Source organism: Streptomyces sp. NBC_01017, from assembly GCF_045162795.1.
Lineage (GTDB): Bacteria > Actinomycetota > Actinomycetes > Streptomycetales > Streptomycetaceae > Streptomyces > Streptomyces machairae.
In genome coordinates this window covers 4780920-4800240 of record NZ_CP108683.1, presented here as the reverse complement: position 1 = coordinate 4800240, position 19321 = coordinate 4780920, and the positions used below count along the sequence as shown (strand labels likewise).

Annotated in this window: 19 protein-coding genes; 15 read left to right on the top strand and 4 right to left on the bottom strand. The window is 68.7% G+C overall.

What is annotated here, in order from left to right; all coding sequences use genetic code 11:
- Both OG331_RS21710 and OG331_RS21705 read left to right on the top strand, forming a co-directional pair.
- A complete protein-coding gene (locus tag OG331_RS21710; RefSeq protein ID WP_406198683.1) occupies positions 1 to 1143 on the top strand; it encodes an acyltransferase in 1143 nt (380 codons plus the stop codon).
- 48 nt (positions 1144 to 1191) lie between these two features.
- Positions 1192 to 1887: a demethylmenaquinone methyltransferase gene (locus OG331_RS21705; protein WP_406198681.1), complete on the top strand. Its 696-nt coding sequence runs from the start codon at positions 1192 to 1194 to the stop codon at positions 1885 to 1887.
- Here OG331_RS21705 and OG331_RS21700 read toward each other — a convergent pair.
- A complete protein-coding gene (locus OG331_RS21700) occupies positions 1874 to 2185 on the bottom strand; it encodes a PASTA domain-containing protein (protein ID WP_328880005.1) in 312 nt (103 codons plus the stop codon). The two genes, OG331_RS21705 and OG331_RS21700, sit on opposite strands and share 14 nt — an antisense overlap.
- A gap of 155 nt (positions 2186 to 2340) precedes the next feature.
- Positions 2341 to 2847, bottom strand: a complete 507-nt coding sequence (locus tag OG331_RS21695; RefSeq protein WP_406198679.1) for a GNAT family N-acetyltransferase — start codon at positions 2845 to 2847, stop codon at positions 2341 to 2343.
- A 98-nt stretch (positions 2848 to 2945) separates the two neighbouring features.
- Between OG331_RS21695 and OG331_RS21690 the strand changes: the two genes are divergently transcribed.
- Positions 2946 to 4253, top strand: a complete 1308-nt coding sequence (locus OG331_RS21690; RefSeq protein ID WP_406198676.1) for a geranylgeranyl reductase family protein — start codon at positions 2946 to 2948, stop codon at positions 4251 to 4253.
- 7 nt (positions 4254 to 4260) lie between these two features.
- Here the strand turns inward: OG331_RS21690 and def are convergent, their stop codons facing one another.
- A complete protein-coding gene (gene def, locus OG331_RS21685) occupies positions 4261 to 4890 on the bottom strand; it encodes a peptide deformylase (RefSeq protein ID WP_406198674.1) in 630 nt (209 codons plus the stop codon).
- Between the two features lie 116 nt (positions 4891 to 5006).
- Between def and OG331_RS21680 the strand changes: the two genes are divergently transcribed.
- Positions 5007 to 6833, top strand: a complete 1827-nt coding sequence (locus OG331_RS21680; RefSeq protein WP_406198672.1) for an FAD-dependent oxidoreductase — start codon at positions 5007 to 5009, stop codon at positions 6831 to 6833.
- A 77-nt stretch (positions 6834 to 6910) separates the two neighbouring features.
- On the opposite strand, the gene OG331_RS21675 is transcribed toward OG331_RS21680, so the two are convergent.
- On the bottom strand, positions 6911 to 7738 hold the full coding sequence (locus OG331_RS21675; RefSeq protein WP_406198670.1) for a C40 family peptidase: 828 nt from the start codon (positions 7736 to 7738) through the stop codon (positions 6911 to 6913).
- A 713-nt stretch (positions 7739 to 8451) separates the two neighbouring features.
- Between OG331_RS21675 and OG331_RS21670 the strand changes: the two genes are divergently transcribed.
- The 11 genes from OG331_RS21670 to nuoK are packed head-to-tail and all read left to right on the top strand — an operon-like array spanning position 8452 to position 19307.
- Positions 8452 to 8811, top strand: coding sequence for an NADH-quinone oxidoreductase subunit A (locus tag OG331_RS21670; protein WP_030950624.1), 360 nt, complete (start codon positions 8452 to 8454; stop codon positions 8809 to 8811).
- 15 nt (positions 8812 to 8826) lie between these two features.
- The gene (locus OG331_RS21665) at positions 8827 to 9381 is read left to right on the top strand and encodes a NuoB/complex I 20 kDa subunit family protein (RefSeq protein ID WP_383610158.1); all 555 of its coding nucleotides are present in this window, start codon (positions 8827 to 8829) and stop codon (positions 9379 to 9381) included.
- The gene (locus tag OG331_RS21660) at positions 9378 to 10139 is read left to right on the top strand and encodes an NADH-quinone oxidoreductase subunit C (RefSeq protein ID WP_328879998.1); all 762 of its coding nucleotides are present in this window, start codon (positions 9378 to 9380) and stop codon (positions 10137 to 10139) included. Before OG331_RS21665 ends, OG331_RS21660 begins: the two co-directional genes overlap by 4 nt.
- The gene (locus tag OG331_RS21655; protein WP_406198666.1) at positions 10136 to 11458 is read left to right on the top strand and encodes an NADH-quinone oxidoreductase subunit D; all 1323 of its coding nucleotides are present in this window, start codon (positions 10136 to 10138) and stop codon (positions 11456 to 11458) included. Before OG331_RS21660 ends, OG331_RS21655 begins: the two co-directional genes overlap by 4 nt.
- A complete protein-coding gene (gene nuoE, locus OG331_RS21650; RefSeq protein WP_406198663.1) occupies positions 11455 to 12327 on the top strand; it encodes an NADH-quinone oxidoreductase subunit NuoE in 873 nt (290 codons plus the stop codon). The genes OG331_RS21655 and nuoE overlap by 4 nt, the downstream gene beginning before the upstream one ends.
- Positions 12327 to 13676 carry an NADH-quinone oxidoreductase subunit NuoF gene (gene nuoF / locus OG331_RS21645; RefSeq protein WP_406198661.1) on the top strand — a complete coding sequence of 450 codons (1350 nt, stop codon included), beginning with the start codon at positions 12327 to 12329 and terminating at the stop codon, positions 13674 to 13676. The genes nuoE and nuoF overlap by 1 nt, the downstream gene beginning before the upstream one ends.
- Entirely contained in the window at positions 13673 to 16177 is a 2505-nt protein-coding gene (locus tag OG331_RS21640; protein WP_406198659.1) for an NADH-quinone oxidoreductase subunit G, read from the top strand. Before nuoF ends, OG331_RS21640 begins: the two co-directional genes overlap by 4 nt.
- On the top strand, positions 16174 to 17538 hold the full coding sequence (nuoH, locus tag OG331_RS21635) for an NADH-quinone oxidoreductase subunit NuoH (RefSeq protein ID WP_406198657.1): 1365 nt from the start codon (positions 16174 to 16176) through the stop codon (positions 17536 to 17538). Before OG331_RS21640 ends, nuoH begins: the two co-directional genes overlap by 4 nt.
- Positions 17531 to 18172 (top strand): NADH-quinone oxidoreductase subunit NuoI, encoded by a 642-nt coding sequence (nuoI, locus tag OG331_RS21630; RefSeq protein WP_391394340.1) that lies wholly within the window; start codon positions 17531 to 17533, stop codon positions 18170 to 18172. The genes nuoH and nuoI overlap by 8 nt, the downstream gene beginning before the upstream one ends.
- Positions 18169 to 19011 (top strand): NADH-quinone oxidoreductase subunit J, encoded by an 843-nt coding sequence (locus OG331_RS21625; RefSeq protein WP_406198654.1) that lies wholly within the window; start codon positions 18169 to 18171, stop codon positions 19009 to 19011. Before nuoI ends, OG331_RS21625 begins: the two co-directional genes overlap by 4 nt.
- Complete coding sequence (gene nuoK / locus OG331_RS21620; RefSeq protein ID WP_003998919.1) at positions 19008 to 19307, top strand: NADH-quinone oxidoreductase subunit NuoK; 300 nt, start codon at positions 19008 to 19010, stop codon at positions 19305 to 19307. Before OG331_RS21625 ends, nuoK begins: the two co-directional genes overlap by 4 nt.
- Positions 19308 to 19321: the final 14 nt, after the last annotated feature.

The following is a 19321-nucleotide window of genomic DNA, read 5'->3' as shown; positions in this document are numbered from 1 at the left end:
GTGGGGGCCCACAGGAGAGGGGCGCTTGCCGCGCCAGTCGCCGCCGCGCCGGCTGCTGCTGTGACGGACGCCAAGGAGACCGGTACCGGCCTGGATCCGCGGCCCAGATCCCCCGCCAGGGACCGCTACTTCGACGCCCTCCGAGCCGTCGCCCTCATCCGCGTCGTCACGTACCACACCTTCGGGTGGGCCTGGGCGGGCATGGTCTTCCCCTCGATGGGGGTGATGTTCGCCCTGGCCGGCACCCTGATGGCGAAGTCCCTGGAGCGTCCCGCGCTCAAGGTGGTCCGCAGCCGGATGCGCCGGCTTCTGCCGCCCTTCTGGTTCTGGGGCGTCTTCGTGGTCGCGGCGATGCTGATCCACGGCTGGATGCCGGGCCGGCAGATCGTCTACTGGATCGTCCCGCTCGGGGACCCGCCGGGCAGCGCATGGGCCGAGCAGGCCTGGGAGATCCTCTGGTACCTGCGGACGTACCTCTGGTTCGTCCTGCTCTCCCCGCTCCTGCTGCGCCTCTTCCGCCTGGCACCGGTGCCCGTCCTGCTTCTTTCCCTGGCACCGATCCTCGTCGTCCACTTCCTGTGGGAACCTCCGGACAACCGCTTCGGCAGCGCGCCCACCGACCTGGCCACGTTCCTCTTCTGCTGGCTCCTCGGCTTCGCCCACCGCGACGGCGTCCTGCGCCGCCTCAAGCCGCCCGTCGTCGCCGTCCTCTCGCTCGCGGCGATCGCGTACGGCGGCTGGTACGCCTTCGCTCACCAGGCCGACACGGGCTCGTACGACCTGGACGACATCCCCCTCGCCCAGGCGTTCTGGTCGGCGGGCTATGTGACGCTCCTGATGTACGCGAAGGAGTTCTTCCGCATCGACTTCGCCTGGCTGACCCGCGTCCGCCCCCTCGACCGGCTCGTCACGGTCTTCAACGCCCGCGCCGTGACGATCTACCTCTGGCACGAGATCGCCCTGATCCTCGCCGTCCCGCTGATCGACCGGTTCTGGAACGTGCCCGCGTTCGAGAAGTACCTGCCGCTGGAGAGCCAGTGGTTCATGTTCGGCATCGGCTGGATCCTGATCGCGGTGTTCGTCCTGCTGTGCGGATGGGTGGAGGACGTGGCCGGGAAGAAGAAGCCGACGCTCGTCCCTTGAGGCCGTACTGCCACCGAGTGCGTGCGGCCGTACTGCCACAATGGGCCCGTGACCCGCGCATCCCTGGACAAGCAGCCGCACGAAGTCGCTTCGATGTTCGACAACGTGGCGGAACGGTACGACCTGACCAACGACGTGCTGTCGCTCGGCCAGGACCGCAGATGGCGCAAGGAGGTCGCCAGGGCCGTCGACGCCCGCCCGGCGCAGAAGATCCTGGACCTGGCCGCCGGTACGGCCACCTCCTCGCTGCCGTTCGTGCAGACCGGCGCGTACGTCGTGCCCTGCGACTTCTCCCTCGGGATGCTCCAGGTCGGCAAGCGCAAGCACACCTGGCTGCCGTTCACGGCGGGCGACGCGACGAAGCTGCCGTTCAAGGACGACACCTTCGACGCCGTGACGATCTCCTTCGGGCTGCGCAACGTCCAGGACTTCGACGCCGCCCTGCGCGAGATGTACCGGGTGACGCGGCCCGGCGGCAGGGTCGTGATCTGCGAGTTCTCGCACCCGACCTGGGCGCCCCTGCGCACGGTCTACACCGAGTACCTGATGCGCGCCCTGCCCCCGGTCGCGCGCGCGGTGTCCTCGAACCCCGACGCCTACGTCTACCTCGCCGAGTCCATCCGCGCCTGGCCCGACCAGCCCGCCCTCGCCGAGCGGCTGCGCAAGGCCGGCTGGTCGAAGGTCGCCTGGCGGAACCTGACGGGCGGGATCGTGACCCTGCACCGGGGTTTCAAGCAGAGCTGACGACGGGGTACGGATCCCCGGGCTCGTCCAGTTCGCGCTGCAGTCCGCCACCGGGCGGCCGTGGGGTGCGCGGCTCGCGTACCCCTCCGCCGCCCTCACCTTCGCCGAAGTCGAACCAGACGTAGACCATCGACTCCCGCGGCACCTCGGCACCGGGCTGGGGGTACTGGCGTACGACGTAGTCGACGACGACCAGGTGGAAGTCCGGCCGGTCCGGTGCGTTGAGGAGAAGGCCGTGCGACTTCGCTTCCTCGCGCGCGTCCATGGCCATCAGTCCGACGAGTTTCGGTACTCGCACCTCGGGCGTTTTGGGTGTTATGCGCACAGATGTCACCCCCAGCGGTAGGGGAAGGGTAACCGCCCGGGGGTACCGTCCGGAAGCGTCAAGTACCTTTCTGTAACAGTCAATTACTCAGTGTGATGAATCCGGAATCGAGCTATGCAGTTCCGGTGTCACAGATCGAGCCGGTAGCAGTGCCCCTTCTGCCGTGCGTCCGGCGTGGCGAACACCTCGGCGAGCCGCATCCCCAGCCGCCGCGTCACCGCGATCGACCGCTCGTTGCGGGCGTCGACCATCGCCACCACACCCGGCACCCCGGCCGCGCGCACCCGGTCCAGCGTCAGCTGCGCGGCCGCGCTGACGTACCCCTTGCCCCAGTGCTCCCGCCCGAGCCGCCAGCCGATCTCGATCTCGTCCTTGGGACCCCACTCCCGCTCCCACGGCTGAGCGCCGGTGAAGCCGATGACCTGCTCGTTCTCGTCGAGGATGGTCCACAGGCAGTACCCGCGCTCGGCGTCGTGCCGGCGCTGACGGGCGGTGAGCTCCTCGTAGACGGACAACTCCGCGGCCCTCCCGCCGTGGAACTCCATGACATCCGGGTGGGCGAAGATCCGGTGCCAGACGACGGCGTCCTCGTCGGTGGGGACACGGAGCCGTACGACAGGGAGAGCTCGGTTCACGGAGGCAGCCCTTCAGCCGGGTGATCAATGCTGCTGAATAGACTGCCCATGTCCAGTGCCGGTCGGCACACAGATTTCGAACTTGGGGAGATCCCGCCGTGACCGTCGTGCCCGAGCCCCACTCCTCGCCCTTCTCCGAGAACACCGCCGATGTGATCGTCGTGGGCGCGGGGCCGGCCGGCTCTGCGACGGCGTACCACCTGGCCAAGTCCGGCCTTGACGTCCTGCTGCTGGAGAAGACCGAGTTCCCGAGGGAGAAGGTCTGCGGTGACGGCCTGACCCCGCGCGCGACCAAACAGCTCGTGGCCATGGGCATCGACATCTCCGAGGAAGCGGGCTGGCTGCGCAACAAGGGCCTGCGGATCATCGGCGGCGGCATGCGCCTCCAGCTGGACTGGCCCGATCTCGCCTCGTTCCCCGACTACGGCCTCGTCCGCAAGCGCGACGACTTCGACGAGCAACTCGCCCGCCAGGCCCAGAAGGCCGGCGCCCGCCTCTACGAGCGCTGCAACGTCGGCGCCCCGATCATCGACGACCGCACCGGCCGCATCACCGGCGTCCACGCCAAGCTCGGCGAGGAGAAGCGCGAGGTCACCTTCCACGCGCCGCTGGTCGTCGCCGCCGACGGCAACTCCACGCGCCTGTCGCTGGCGATGGGCCTGCACCGCCGCGAGGACCGCCCGATGGGCGTGGCCGTACGGACGTATTTCGAAAGCCCCCGCCACGAGGACGACTACCTGGAGTCCTGGCTGGAGCTGTGGGACCGCCGCGGCCCCGGCGAGGACCGCCTCCTGCCCGGATACGGCTGGATCTTCGGCATGGGCGACGGCACGTCGAACGTCGGCCTGGGCGTGCTCAACACCTCGGACTCCTTCAAGGAACTGGACTGGCGCGAGGTCCTGAAGGCCTGGTGCGCCTCCATGCCGGAGGACTGGGGCTACACCCCGGACAACATGACCGGCCCGATCCGCGGCGCGGCCCTCCCGATGGCCTTCAACCGTCAGCCGCACTACACCAAGGGCCTGCTGCTGGTCGGCGACGCCGGCGGCCTGGTGAACCCCTTCAACGGCGAGGGCATCGCCTACGCCATGGAGTCCGGCCAGATCGCCGCCGACGTCATCGTCCAGGCCCACGCCCGCTCGACGCCCGCGGGCCGTGAAATGGCCCTCCAGCGCTACCCGCGCGTCCTGAAGGACACCTACGGCGGCTACTACACGCTGGGCCGCGCCTTCGTGAAGCTCATCGGCAACCCGAAGGTCATGAAGATCGCGGCCCAGCGCGGCCTGACGCACCCCATGCTGATGAAGTTCACGCTGAAGCTGCTCGCGAACCTCACGGACCCGACCGGCGGTGACGCGATGGACCGCATCATCAACGGCCTCAGCAAGGTGGCACCAAAGGCGTGAGGGTCGGCTAGGCCCTGCTGAGGGCCTCGATGTTGGCGGCCCGGCGCGCGAACACCTCGTCCCGCCGGTCCGCCACCTGCCGCAGCGCCTCCTTCCGCTCCCGCTTGGAGAGCCGGTCCACATAGACCTGCCCGTTGCAGTGATCGGTCTCGTGCGCGAGGCAACGGGCGAAGTACCCCGTGCCCTCGACCACGATCGGCTCGCCGTCCCTGTCGAGCCCGCGCACCACGGCCCGGTCCGGGCGCGGTACGTCCATCACCGCGCCCGGCACCGACAGGCACCCCTCACTGTCGTCGAGGAGCCTCCTGCGCGCCGTGTCGAGCGGCTCCAGCACCGGGTTGACGATGTGCCCGACGTGCCGCACCCCGTCGTCGTCCGGGCAGTCGTACACGAACAGCCGCAGACCGACACCTACCTGGTTCGCCGCCAGTCCGGCCCCGTCGGCGATGTACATCGTCAGGAACATGTCGTCGATGAGCGCGGCGAGATCGGGCCCGAACTCGGTCACGTCCCGGCACGGCTTGTGCAACACCTCGTCACCCAGCTCGGTGATCCTGCGCACCGCCCCACGCCGGGCCTCGGGCGCGAGCGGCGGATACGAGTCGACGGGCCTGCCTTGCACAAAAACGCTGGGCATCGCTTTTCTCCCTTTCCGGGCTTCTGTCCTTCTGCTGTTGCGGGTTGTGAGAATGCTGTGGTCGGCCGGGAATCAGGCTTCCGACCTCCGGGGACCCTCCCTACCCTCCGGGATTCATGACAACAGGACACACGCAGGAGCCCCAGGAACAGACAGGTCACACGCGATCCGGCCACACCCGCAGACGCTTTCTGGCCGGAGCCGGGGGAGTGGCCGGCGCCCTCGCCTTATGGCCCGCGGGAACCGCGCAGGCTGCTTCCGGCAGACGCGTCGCCGTCCTGGGCGGGGGAGTCTCCGGCCTGAGCGCCGCCCACGAACTCGCCGAACGCGGCTACGCCGTCACCGTCTACGAGTACTACGACACCCTCGGCGGCAAGGCCCGCTCGATGCCCGTCCCGGGCACGGCGACCGGCGGCCGTGCGGACCTCCCCGCCGAGCACGGCTTCCGTTTCTTCCCCGGCTTCTACCGGAACCTGCCGGACACCATGCGCCGCATACCCGTCCCCGGCAACGCGCACGGCGTCCACGACAACCTCGTCAGCGGCACCGAGGCCCTGTTCGCCCGCGCGGACGGCCGCCCCGACCTGCACTTCCCGCTCCGTCGCGTCACCGCCCCGCCCCGCCCCGGCGACCTCACCCTCGGCTGGATCCGCGACCAGCTCCTGTCGGTCCTGGACCTCGGCACCCGCCTCCCCGCCCACGAGGTGGCCTACTTCGCCGACCGCCTCCTGGTCCACCTCACCAGCTGCGACGCCCGCCGCGAGGAGGTCTGGGAGAAGGTCGCGTGGTGGGACTTCATCCGCGCCGAGGAGATGAGCGAGGAGTACCGGACGCTCCTCGGCATCGGCCAGACCCGCAACCTCGTCGCCACGCGCGCGGAGGTGGCGTCCACCCGAACCGTCGGCCGCGTCATCATCGAAGCACTGCTCCTGTGGGGCCTGCTCGGCCGCGGCATGGACGGCGACGCCGACATCGACCGCGTCCTGAACGCACCCACCAGCGAGGCCTGGATCGACCCCTGGGAGGCCCACCTGCGCTCCCAGGGCGTCGAGTTCGTCCTCGGCTCCCAGGTCCACGAGGTCCACTACGCCGGCGGCCGGGTGACCGGCGTCCGCGTCTCGGCCCGTGACGGCGGCGACGAACGCACCGTCACCGCCGACCACTACCTCTCCGCGCTGCCCGTCGAGCACGCGCGCGGGACGTGGGGACCGGCCCTGCGCGCGGCCGACCCCCAGCTCGCCCGGTGCGACGCGCTGCAGACGGACTGGATGACCGGCGTGATGTTCTATCTGCGCACGCCCACCCCTGTCGTGCACGGCCACATCAACTGCCTGGACTCGCCGTGGGCGGTGACCGGCGTCGGCCAGGCGCAGTTCTGGGACGGCCGGGACTTCTCCCGCGACTACGGCGACGGGCGCGCCCGAGACTGCCTCTCCGCGATCATCTCGGAGTGGGACAAGCCGGGCATCCTGTACGGCAAGACGGCGAAGGAGTGCACCAAGGAGGAGGTCGTCGCCGAACTCTGGGCTCAGCTCAAGGACGGCCTCAACGACGCCGGCAAGACCACGCTCCGGGACGAGGACCGCCTCGGCTGGTTCATGGACCCGGCTGTGACGGGCCTGGGCGGCCCGAACCCGCAGAACCGCGAACAGCTCCTCATCCACCCCACGGGAACCCTCTACAACCGCCCCACGGCCCGCACAAAGGTCCCGAACTTCTTCCTCGCGGGCGACTACGTCCGCACCGACGTGGACCTGGCGTCGATGGAGGGCGCCAACGAATCGGCCCGCCTGGCCGTCAACGCCCTCCTGGAAGCGGACGATTCGGACACAGAGCGTTGCCGGACCTGGGGGCTCTACCGGCCTCCGGAGCTGGAGCCGCTGAAGCGGGTCGACGAGGTGCGCTACAGGCTGGGTCTGCCCAACACCTTCGACCTCGGATGAGGCGTAAGGGCCGCTGCCCCCGAGCGGCTGCGGCCCTTACGTTGATCTCTGCGAGTCGGATGCGACTCAGCGGCGACTCAGAGGACGCGCACCGCACCCGACGCCGGGTACCCGGACAGGTCCTGGATGACGACGCCCTTGGACGGGTTGGCCGCGTCCAGGTACTGGCCGTCTCCGATGTAGACGCCCACGTGGTACGCGGAGCCCTTGCCGCCCCAGTACAGGATGTCGCCGACCTGAAGGTTGGACAGCGACACGTCGGTGCCGGCCATCGACTGGTCCTGCGAGACCCGCGGCAGGTCGACGCCGACCTGCTTGAACGCGGCCTGGACCAGGCTGGAGCAGTCCCACGCGCTGGGGCCGGTGGCGCCCATGACGTACGCGTCTCCCAGCTGGGCCTTGAGGAAGGAGACGACCGTCCCGACGCTGCCACTGGCAGGAGTGGACACGTCCGTGCTCGTGGAAGCGGACAGGGTGGTCCGCTCGGCGCTGCGCGAGGCGGCGGCCTCTGCGGCGGCCCGGCGGGCCTCCTCGGCCTTCTTCTTCGCCTCGGCCTTCTTCTTGGCCTCCGCGAGGTCCTTCTTGGCTTCCTTGGCCGCCGCGGCGGCGGCCGCGTCACGCTCGGCGTCGAGCTCGTAGTTCGCCGCCGCCAGCTGAGTGGCGTCCGCGGACTGGGCGAGCTGGTTCGCCAGGTCGCCCGTGAGGGCGGGCAGTTCGATGGTCTGCGTCACCGGCTCGGCGGCGTTCGCCGTAGCCGCAGCGCCAGCCGCTGCCATGCTGAGGACGCCACCGGTAACTCCGGCGCGCATCGCGATGGTCGTCGTCGCGCTGCGGCGGGGTTTCCGGTGGCTGCGTATGTGAGCGGTGTGGGACATGAGAACAACCGGTATCAGGGGCTCCTCCATACCTACAAGAAACGTGTGCTGCGCCACAGTTACTCAATGGCGGCCCCAAATTCCCTGCGCGACGCCCTTTATTGACGCCGTAACGGACATTGCGGACGCGTATCACTCGGCCCGTGATCACGGTCTTTCATCATTAAGTCCGAATTGCCCATCGCTTACCACTTGTTGAGGCCGGTGGCCAAGCCCGGTTCTCAGGCCCCTCTCGTCATGTGGCAGAGGTCACGCAACGGTCACGGCCTCGTGCGCGTCCTGTGCCCGGATCGCGCCCGCCGACGCTCGTGAATGCGTGCACGCGTCCACACCCCCCTCCGCGGCTCCCTCTGAAGTGTGAACGCGCTCCTCTATCAAGACATCCCGTCCATCACCAATTTGCATGCAAGAGAAGTCTCTTGATATTGAGACGACCCCTCCGACCTGCGGTGACGAGCGAAAATGTCACCTCTGGTGATCACTCGGACGCTTCTCGTGCGAAGATCACCGCTCATCCGGCTTCATGATCCTTCGTCAGGTGGTGGAGATCACAAAGCTTGTGTAATACCCCGTGTCGCAGATCACAGAGCGGCAGGCATAGGATGCGAGGCAGTTGGGCTTGTGACCTGCTTCACATGTTCTCGATCTTCGCCGGGACGAGCGGGGCTTGTGGGACCGGTGAGGCGGATGTGAGCCCAGTGCAACCGCCAGCAGTCAGTGCCGACTGAGAGGAGCGAGGAGCGGTGAACGCCTATGCGCCCATCCTCGTACTGGGAGCCCTCGGGGCAGGCTTTGCGATCTTCTCCGTGGTCATGGCCACGCTGATCGGTCCGAAGCGGTACAACCGGGCCAAGCTCGAAGCCTACGAGTGCGGCATCGAGCCGACCCCCACGCCGGCCGGCGGCGGGCGCTTCCCGATCAAGTACTACCTGACGGCGATGCTCTTCATCATCTTCGATATCGAGATCGTCTTCCTCTACCCCTGGGCCGTCACCTTCGACTCCCTGGGGATTTTCGGGCTCGTGGAGATGCTGCTCTTCGTGCTCACCGTCTTCGTCGCGTACGCGTACGTATGGCGGCGCGGCGGCCTGGAATGGGACTGAGGGGCCTTTAACGACATGGGACTCGAAGAAAAGCTGCCGAGCGGATTCCTGCTGACCACCGTCGAGCAGGCCGCGGGCTGGGTGCGTAAATCGTCTGTCTTCCCGGCCACCTTCGGCCTCGCCTGCTGCGCCATCGAGATGATGACCACCGGCGCAGGCCGATACGACCTGGCGCGCTTCGGCATGGAGGTCTTCCGCGGCTCGCCGCGCCAGGCCGACCTGATGATCGTCGCCGGCCGGGTCAGCCAGAAGATGGCGCCGGTGCTCAGGCAGGTCTATGACCAGATGCCGAACCCCAAGTGGGTGATCTCCATGGGGGTCTGCGCCTCCTCGGGCGGCATGTTCAACAACTACGCGATCGTCCAGGGCGTCGACCACATCGTCCCGGTCGACATCTATCTGCCGGGCTGCCCGCCACGGCCCGAGATGCTGCTGGACGCCATCCTCAAGCTGCACCAGAAGATCCAGACCTCCAAGCTCGGCGTGAATGCCGAGGAGGCGGCCCGCGAGGCGGAGGAAGCGGCGCTCAAGGCCCTGCCCACGATCGAGATGAAGGGGCTGCTGCAGTGAGCGACGCGAACGGCACCAACGGCGCGAACGGGTCGAACGGGGTCAACCCCGAGAAGGACCTCTCCGCCTCCAACCTCCCCGGTCAGCGCGGCCAGGGCGGCGAGGAGATCCGCGTCCAGCGCGGCATGTTCGGAGCCAACAGCGGCGGCGACACCTCCGGCTACGGCGGTCTCGTCCGCTCGGTCCGGCTCCCGGGACCGGCGAACCGCCCCTACGGAGGCTGGTTCGACGAGGTCGCCGACGAACTCGAGGGCGCGCTGGAGGAGCAGGGACTCCTCCCCGACAACGCCATCGAGAAGACGATCGTCGACCGCGGCGAACTGACCTTCCACATCGAACGCGAGCACCTGGTCCGCGTCGCCCGCACCCTGCGCGACGACCCGGCCCTGCGCTTCGAGCTGTGCACCGGCGTCAGCGGCGTCCACTACCTCGGCGACACCGGCCGCGAGCTGCACGCCGTCTACCACCTGCGCTCGATCACCCACAACCGGCTGATCCGCCTCGAAGTCAGCGCCCCCGACAGCGACCCGCACATCCCGTCGCTCGTCTCCGTCTATCCGACGAACGACTGGCACGAGCGCGAGACGTACGACTTCTTCGGAATCGTCTTCGACGGTCACCCCGCCCTGACGCGGATCATGATGCCGGACGACTGGCAGGGCCATCCGCAGCGCAAGGACTACCCCCTCGGCGGCATCCCCGTCGAGTACAAGGGCGCCCAGATCCCGGCTCCGGACCAGCGGAGGTCGTACTCGTGAGCACGCAGTCAGCATCTGCCCGTGAGACCACCGAGGGCACCGTATATACGGTCACCGGTGGCGACTGGGACGAGGTCGTCCAGGCCGCGGCCCGCGCCGACGACGAGCGCATCGTCCTCAACATGGGTCCGCAGCACCCCTCCACCCACGGGGTGCTCCGCCTGATCCTGGAGATCGACGGCGAGACGGTCACCGAGGCCCGCTGCGGCATCGGCTATCTCCACACCGGCATCGAGAAGAACCTCGAGTACCGGACCTGGACGCAGGGCACCACGTTCGTGACGCGCATGGACTACCTGACGTCCTTCTTCAACGAGACCGCCTACTGTCTCGCCGTCGAGAAGCTCCTCGGCATCGAGGACCAGATCACCGAGCGCGCCAAGATCATCCGGGTGCTCCTGATGGAGCTGAACCGGCTCTCCTCCCACCTGGTGTGCATCGCCACCGGCGGCATGGAGCTCGGCGCCACCACGATCATGATCTACGGATTCCGTGATCGTGAAATGATTCTCGACATCTACGAGCTCATCACGGGCCTGCGGATGAACCACGCGTACATCCGCCCCGGCGGACTCGCCCAGGACCTGCCGCCCGGCGCGGTGGACCACATCCGCGAGTTCGTGAAGAAGATGAAGAAGAACCTCCCGGAGTACGACAAGCTCGCCACCGGGAACCCCATCTTCAAGGCCCGCATGCAGGACGTCGGCTATCTCGACCTGGCCGGCTGCATGGCCCTCGGCGCCACCGGCCCGATCCTGCGCTCCACCGGCCTGCCGCACGACCTGCGCAAGTCGCAGCCGTACTGCGACTACGAGACCTACGATTTCGAGATCCCGACCGCTGACACCTGCGACTCCTACGGGCGCTTCCTGATCCGCCTGGAAGAGATGCGCCAGTCCCTCGGGATCGTCGAGCAGTGCCTGGACCGGCTCCAGCCGGGCCCGGTCATGGTCGCCGACAAGAAGATCGCCTGGCCCGCCCAGCTCGCCCTGGGACCCGACGGGCTCGGCAACTCCCTCGACCACATCAAGAAGATCATGGGCACCTCCATGGAGGCCCTGATCCACCACTTCAAGCTGGTCACCGAGGGCTTCCGCGTCCCGCCGGGACAGACGTACGCGGCGGTCGAGTCGCCCAAGGGCGAGCTCGGGGTGCATGCCGTCTCCGACGGCGGCACCCGCCCCTTCCGGGTCCACTTCCGTGACCCGTCCTTCACCAACCTGCAGGCCATGGCGGCGATGTGCGAGGGCGGCCAGGTCGCCGACGTCATCGTCGCCGTCGCGTCCATCGACCCCGTGATGGGAGGCGTCGACCGGTGACCACCTCTTCTTCCGAGCAGGGCGTCAGCCTGGGCATGCCCCAACTGCCCGCGCCCGGCTACCCGGACGACGTTCGAGGCCGGCTGGAGACCGACGCGCGCGAGATCATCGCCCGCTACCCGGACTCCCGGTCCGCCCTCCTGCCGTTGCTGCACCTCGTGCAGTCGGAGGAGGGCCACGTCACGCGCACCGGGATGCAGTTCTGCGCGGACGTGCTCGGCCTGACCACGGCCGAGGTCACCGCGGTCGCCACCTTCTACACGATGTACCGCCGCAAGCCGTCCGGCGACTACCAGGTGGGCGTCTGCACCAACACCCTGTGTGCGGTGATGGGCGGTGACGCGATCTTCGAGGAGCTCCAGGAGCACCTGGGTGTCGGCAACGGCGAGACCACCGACGACGGCAAGGTCACCCTGGAGCACATCGAGTGCAACGCGGCCTGCGACTTCGCGCCGGTCGTGATGGTCAACTGGGAGTTCTTCGACAACCAGAACCCCGCCAGCGCCAAGCGCCTGGTCGACGATCTCCGGGCGGGACGGCCCGTCGAGCCGACGCGTGGGGCTCGGCTGTGCACCTTCAAGGAGACCGCGCGGATCCTGGCCGGCTTCCCCGACGAGCGGCCCGGGGCCGTCGAGGAGAGCGGCAGCGCGGGACCGGCGTCGCTGGTGGGCCTCCGCCTGGCCAGGGGAGAGGCCGCACCCGCGCGCGTGGTCCATCCGCGGGACGGCGGCCCCCACCAGGAGCCGCAGGACAGGCCAGTGCACGAACCGTCGCCGGCTGAACACCTCAGCTCGCACGACGCGCCGCAGGATTCGTCCGCGTCCGACCCAGCCCACCCGGCAGGGCCTGTCGCCGAGGAGGGGGAGTGATGACGTTGGCACCCGAGCTGAAGGAAAACAGCCCCGAGAAGCTGCTCGCACCCGTGCTGTCGGCCTTCTGGGACGAGGACAGGTCCTGGACCCTGGACGTCTACCGAAGGCACGAAGGGTACGAGGGCCTTCGCAAGGCGCTCGCCATGACGCCGGACGACCTGATCGCGTACGTCAAGGACTCCGGTCTGCGCGGGCGCGGCGGCGCGGGGTTCCCGACGGGAATGAAATGGCAGTTCATTCCCCAGGGTGATGGAAAACCGCACTATCTAGTTGTCAACGCCGACGAATCGGAGCCCGGAACCTGCAAGGACATTCCGCTCCTCTTCGCGAACCCGCACAGCCTCATCGAGGGCATGATCATCGCGTGTTATGCCATCAGGTCGTCGCATGCCTTCATCTATCTGCGTGGTGAAGTCGTCCCTGTGCTGCGGCGGTTGCACTCGGCCGTGAGCGAGGCCTACGCGGCCGGCTACCTCGGCCAGAACATCCTCGGTAGCGGCCTCGATCTCGAACTCACCGTGCACGCGGGCGCGGGCGCGTACATCTGCGGTGAGGAGACCGCACTGCTCGACTCGCTCGAAGGCCGCCGTGGTCAACCGCGGCTCCGACCCCCCTTCCCTGCGGTGGCAGGTCTCTACGCCTGCCCGACTGTTGTGAACAACGTCGAGTCGATCGCGTCGGTTCCCGCGATCGTGAATCGGGGCAAGGACTGGTTCCGGTCGATGGGCAGCGACAAGTCCCCGGGCTTCACGCTCTACTCGCTCAGCGGCCATGTCGCCAACCCCGGCCAGTACGAGGCCCCGCTCGGGATCACACTCCGGCAGCTGCTGGAGATGAGCGGCGGGATGCGGCCCGGGCATCGCCTGAAGTTCTGGACGCCGGGCGGCTCCTCGACGCCGATGTTCACCGACGAGCACCTCGACGTCGCCCTCGACTACGAAGGAGTGGGCGCCGCGGGTTCCATGCTCGGCACGAAAGCTCTCCAGTGCTTCGACGAGACGACCTGCGTCGTGCGCGCCGTCACCCGCTGGACCGAGTTCTACGCCCACGAGTCCTGCGGCAAGTGCACGCCCTGCCGCGAAGGCACGTACTGGCTCGTGCAGTTGCTGCGCGACATCGAGGCCGGCAAGGGCGTCATGTCCGACCTCGACAAGCTGAACGACATCGCCGACAACATCAACGGCAAGTCCTTCTGCGCCCTCGGCGACGGTGCCGCCTCGCCGATCTTCTCCTCGCTGAAGTACTTCCGCGAGGAGTACGAGCAGCACATCACGGGCCGCGGCTGCCCCTTCGACCCGGCCAAGTCGACGGCCTGGGCCGACCACCGCACGGAGGTGAACGCATGACTGTGACCACCAGCGCTCCCTCCGGAGGGGGAGAGGCGGCGGTCCCGCCGGAGGATCTCGTGTCGCTGACGATCGACGGCGTCGAGATCAGCGTGCCGAAGGGCACCCTGGTCATCCGGGCCGCCGAGCAACTCGGCATCGAGATCCCCCGCTTCTGCGACCATCCCCTGCTCGACCCGGCCGGCGCCTGCCGCCAGTGCATCGTCGAGGTCGAGGGCCAGCGCAAGCCGATGGCGTCCTGCACGATCACGTGCACGGACGGCATGGTCGTGAAGACGCACCTGACCTCGCAGGCCGCCGAGAAGGCCCAGAAGGGTGTGATGGAGCTCCTGCTCATCAACCACCCGCTGGACTGCCCGGTCTGCGACAAGGGCGGCGAGTGCCCGCTGCAGAACCAGGCCATGTCGCACGGGCACGCAGAGTCCCGCTTCGAGGGCAGGAAGCGGACGTACGAGAAGCCCGTGCCGATCTCCACACAGGTGCTGCTCGACCGTGAGCGGTGCGTGCTCTGTGCCCGCTGCACACGGTTCTCCAACCAGGTCGCGGGCGACCCGATGATCGAGCTGATCGAGCGCGGTGCGCTCCAGCAGGTCGGTACCGGTGAGGGCGACCCCTTCGAGTCGTACTTCTCCGGCAACACCATCCAGATCTGTCCGGTCGGCGCGCTGACCTCGGCGGCGTACCGATTCCGCTCCCGGCCCTTCGACCTGGTGTCCTCGCCGAGCGTGTGCGAGCACTGCTCCGGCGGCTGCGCCACCCGCACCGACCACCGGCGCGGCAAGGTCATGCGGCGCCTGGCCGCCAACGACCCCGAGGTCAACGAGGAGTGGATCTGCGACAAGGGGCGGTTCGGCTTCCGGTACGCGCAGCAGCGCGACCGGCTCCAGACGCCTCTGGTGCGCAACGCCGAGGGTGACCTCGAACCGGCGTCCTGGCCGGAGGCGCTGCAGATCGCCGCTCAGGGACTGCTCGCCTCACGCGGCCGGACCGGCGTGCTGACAGGCGGGCGTCTGACAGTCGAGGACGCGTACGCGTACAGCAAGTTCGCGCGCGTGGCGCTCGACACCAACGACATCGACTTCCGTGCGCGCGTGCACAGCAGTGAGGAGGCCGACTTCCTCGCCGCGCGGGTCGCCGGTCACGGTCGCGACCTCGACGGTACGGGCGTCACGTACAGCGCAGTGGAGAAGGCACCGGCCGTCCTGCTGGCCGGGTTCGAGGCCGAGGAGGAGGCGCCCGGCATCTTCCTGCGGCTGCGCAAGGCCTGGCGCAAGCACGGTCAGAAGGTCTTCTCGCTCGCCACGCACGCCACGCGCGGACTGGAGAAGGCCGGCGGCACCCTGCTGCCCGCCGCCCCCGGCACCGAGACCGAATGGCTGGACGCGCTCGCCGGCGGGGTCGGCCTGGACGAGGCCGGATCGAAGGCGTCCGAGGCACTGCGCACCGAGGGCGCGGTGATCGTCGTCGGCGAGCGGCTGGCCGCTGTGGCGGGGGGACTCACTGCCGCCGCACGGGCCGCGTCCGCGACCGGTGCCCAGCTGGTGTGGATCCCGCGCCGGGCGGGGGAGCGCGCTGCCGTGGAGGTGGGCGCGCTGCCGTCGCTGCTGCCGGGCGGACGTCCCGCGACCGACCCACGCGCGCGTGAGGAAGTCGCCGCCGTCTGGGGTGTCGCCGAACTCCCGCACCGCTACGGCCGCGACACCGGCCAGATCGTCGAGGCCGCCGCGACCGGCGAACTCCAGGCCCTGCTGGTCGCGGGCGTCGAGGTCGCCGACCTGCCCGACCCGGCACGCGCGCGTGAGGCGCTCGGCGAGGTCGGCTTCGTGGTGTCGCTGGAGCTGCGGCCCGGCGAGGTGACCGAACTGGCGGATGTCGTGCTGCCGGTCGCCGCCGTCGCCGAGAAGGCCGGCACCTTCCTCAACTGGGAGGGCAGGGTGCGCTTCTTCGAGGCCGCTCTCAAGCCCGACCAGATGACCCGCCGCCTGGCTCCGACCGACGCGCGCGTGCTGCAGATGCTGGCCGACGCCATGGACGTGCACCTGGGTCTGCCGGATCTGCGCACCACGCGCGCGGAGATCGACCGGCTCGGCGCCTGGGGCGGACCGCGGGCCACCGAACCCCTGGAGATCGCCGCCCAGTTGCCGCGGCCGGCCGCCGGTGAGGCCGTTCTGGCCGGGCACCGGCTGCTGCTCGACCAGGGCCTCCTCCAGCAGGGCGACGAGGCGCTCGCCGGCACCCGGCACGCCGCCCACGCGCGTGTGTCGGCCGCCACGGCCGCCGAGGCCGGCGTGAAGGACGGCGACGTCCTCGCCGTGACCGGCCCCGCCGGAGTCGCGGAACTGCCGCTGCAGATCACGGAGATGCCCGACCGGGTGGTGTGGCTCCCGCTGAACTCCGTGGGGGCCGGCGTCGCCTCCGACACCGGGGCGCTGCCCGGCTCACTCGTCCGCATCGGCCCGGCGACGCTCGCGTCCGAGGCCCCCGAGGAGGTGGAGGCATGAGCGCTTTCCTCGCCGCTGAAGACCTCTCGATGTTCGGCCGCGACCCCTGGTGGCTGGTCGTCATCAAGGCGGTGTTCTGCTTCGCCTTCCTGATGGTGACCGTGCTGTTCTCCATCGTCTGGGAGCGCAAGGTCGTCGCCTGGATGCAACTGCGCATCGGCCCCAACCGGCACGGCCCCTGGGGCATGCTCCAGTCGCTCGCCGACGGCATCAAGCTGATGCTCAAGGAAGACGTCATCGTCAAACGCGCGGACAAGGTCGTCTACGTCCTCGCGCCGATCGTCGCGGCCATCCCGGCGTTCATGGCGATCGCGGTGATTCCCTTCGGCCCGGCCGGCAACGAGATCTCGATCTTCGGCCAGCGCACCACGATGCAGCTCACCGACCTGCCGATCGCGATGCTCTACATCCTCGCGGTCGCCTCGGTCGGCATCTACGGCATCGTCCTTGCGGGTTGGAGTTCCGGATCCACCTACCCGCTGCTCGGTGGCCTGCGTTCCTGCGCGCAGATGATCTCGTACGAGATCGCCATGGGCGCGGCGTTCGCCTCGGTGTTCCTCTACTCCGGGTCGATGTCGACCTCGGCGATCGTCGAGGCGCAGCAGGACCGCTGGTACATCGTGCTGCTGCCGGTGTCCTTCCTGATCTACATCGTGACGATGGTCGGCGAGACCAACCGGGCGCCCTTCGACATGCCGGAGTCCGAGGGCGACCTGGTCGGCGGCTTCAACACCGAGTACTCGTCGATCAAGTTCGCGATGTTCATGCTCGCCGAGTACGTGAACATGGTGACGGTCTCGGCGGTGTCCGTGACGCTCTTCCTGGGCGGCTGGCGGGCCCCGTATCCGGTCAGCACCTTCTGGGAGGGCGCCAACCACGGCTGGTGGCCGCTGCTCTGGTTCGTGATCAAGGTCCAGCTGCTGCTGTTCTTCTTCATCTGGCTGCGCGGCACGCTGCCCCGCGTCCGCTACGACCAGCTGATGAAGCTCGGCTGGAAGGTCCTCATCCCGGTCTCCGTGGTCTGGCTGATGCTCGTCGCGACCGTGCGAACGCTCCGGAACGAGAACTACGACTTCGCCGACATCGCCCTCTACGTCGGCGGCGGCGTCCTCGCGCTGCTCCTGCTCTCCTTCGTGGCGGACATGTTCCGCGACCGGGCGAAGACGGCCGAGCAACCCGTCGAGGAATCCGCCGGCTTCGACGCGATGGCGGGCGGATTCCCCGTGCCGCCACTGCCCGGACAGGAACTCCCGCCGGTGCCGCGGCGCCGCCCGCGCCGTGAGCGGGAGCTGATTGTCAGTGGCGGGCCCGATACTCAGAGTGACGGATCTCTGGATGGAAAGGAGGCGTCCGATGGCTGAGGAGCCCAAGGAGACCAAGCCCGGTTTCCAGAACCCCGTGGCCGGCTTCGGCGTGACCTTCAAGGCCATGTTCAAGAAGCGGCTGACCGAGCAGTACCCGGAGCAGCAGAAGACCACCGCTCCGCGCTTCCACGGACGGCACCAGCTCAACCGCCATCCGGACGGCCTGGAGAAATGCGTCGGCTGCGAGCTGTGCGCCTGGGCCTGCCCCGCCGACGCCATCTATGTGGAGGGCGCCGACAACACCGACGAGGAGCGCTACTCGCCGGGCGAGCGGTACGGCCGCGTCTACCAGATCAACTACGCCCGCTGCATCCTGTGCGGCCTGTGCATCGAGGCGTGCCCCACGCGCGCGCTCACGATGACCAACGAGTTCGAACTCGCGGACTCCAGCCGCGCCAACCTCATCTACACCAAGGAGCAGCTGCTCGCCGGCCTCGATGACGGCATGGTCGACAGCCCCCATGCCATCTACCCGGGCACGGACGAGCAGGACTACTACCGGGGTCTGGTGACGGAGGCCGCGCCGGGCACGACCCAGCAGGTCGCGCTGTCCAAGGGCGAGGTCCCGCAGGAGGCGGACTCGACCTTCGGTGAGGACGAACCGGCGTCCGAGAAGGTGATCGGCCGATGACCGAGCAACTCGCCGCCTACTCCACCTCCACCGGAGAGGCCTTCCAGTTCTGGGTCCTCGGCACCGTCGCCGTGATCGGCGCTCTGTGCACCGTCTTCATGAAGAAGTCCGTGCACAGTGCGCTCTGTCTCGCCGGGACCATGATCATCCTGGCGGTCTTCTACCTCGCCAACGGCGCCTATTTCCTGGGCATCGTGCAGATCGTCGTCTACACCGGCGCGATCATGATGCTGTTCCTGTTCGTGGTGATGCTTGTCGGCGTCACGGCCGCCGACTCCCTGAAAGAGACCATCAAGGGCCAGCGCTGGCTGGCCCTTCTCTGCGGCCTGGGCTTCGGCGTCCTGCTGATCGGTGGTATCGGCAACGCCTCGATCACGGAGTTCAACGGCCTCGCCCAGGCGAACGCGAACGGCAACGTGGAGGGCCTCGCGACCCTCATCTTCACCAAGTACGTTTTCGCCTTCGAGATCACCGGCGCCCTGCTGATCACGGCCGCCATCGGCGCCATGGTGCTCACGCACCGCGAGCGCACCGAGCGTGCCAAGACCCAGCGCGAGATGTCCGAAGAGCGCGTGCGCGAAGGCAAGCACGTCCCGCCGCTGCCGGCCCCCGGCGTGTACGCCCGCCACAACGCGGTCGACATCGCGGGCCTCCTGCCCGACGGCACCACGTCCGACCTCACGGTCAGCAAGACGCTGCGCGAGCGCGGCCAGATCCGTGACGTGTCCACCGAGGCGCTCAACGACCTGCGGGCCCTGGAACAGCGCGCGGAGGAGCGGCTGGAGCGGACCGCGATCGAGCCGTCGACCTTCAAGCGGCCCGAGGAGGCGTCGAAGTGAACCCGGTCAACTACCTCTACCTCGCCGCCCTGTTGTTCACGATCGGCGCCACCGGCGTGCTGATCAGGCGCAACGCGATCGTCGTCTTCATGTGCATCGAGCTCATGCTCAACGCGTGCAACCTCACGCTCGTGGCCTTCTCACGGATGCACGGCAATCTCGACGGCCAGATCATCGCCTTCTTCACGATGGTCGTCGCCGCCGCGGAGGTCGTCGTCGGGCTCGCGATCATCGTGTCGCTGTTCCGTTCCCGCCACTCGGCCTCGGTCGACGACGCCAGCCTGATGAAGCTCTAAGGGGTCGGAAGAAT

What these genes read in the sequence shown, in the direction of transcription:
- OG331_RS21665 (WP_383610158.1), top strand. Translation starts at nt 8,827, where the DNA reads ATGGGACTCGAAGAAAAGCTGCCGAGCGGATTCCTGCTGACCACCGTC.
- def (WP_406198674.1), bottom strand. Translation starts at nt 4,890, where the DNA reads ATGCCCAGCGTTTTTGTGCAAGGCAGGCCCGTCGACTCGTATCCGCCG.
- OG331_RS21640 (WP_406198659.1), top strand. Translation starts at nt 13,673, where the DNA reads ATGACTGTGACCACCAGCGCTCCCTCCGGAGGGGGAGAGGCGGCGGTC.
- nuoI (WP_391394340.1), top strand. Translation starts at nt 17,531, where the DNA reads ATGGCTGAGGAGCCCAAGGAGACCAAGCCCGGTTTCCAGAACCCCGTG.
- nuoF (WP_406198661.1), top strand. Translation starts at nt 12,327, where the DNA reads ATGACGTTGGCACCCGAGCTGAAGGAAAACAGCCCCGAGAAGCTGCTC.
- OG331_RS21625 (WP_406198654.1), top strand. Translation starts at nt 18,169, where the DNA reads ATGACCGAGCAACTCGCCGCCTACTCCACCTCCACCGGAGAGGCCTTC.
- OG331_RS21675 (WP_406198670.1), bottom strand. Translation starts at nt 7,738, where the DNA reads ATGGAGGAGCCCCTGATACCGGTTGTTCTCATGTCCCACACCGCTCAC.
- OG331_RS21680 (WP_406198672.1), top strand. Translation starts at nt 5,007, where the DNA reads ATGACAACAGGACACACGCAGGAGCCCCAGGAACAGACAGGTCACACG.
- nuoH (WP_406198657.1), top strand. Translation starts at nt 16,174, where the DNA reads ATGAGCGCTTTCCTCGCCGCTGAAGACCTCTCGATGTTCGGCCGCGAC.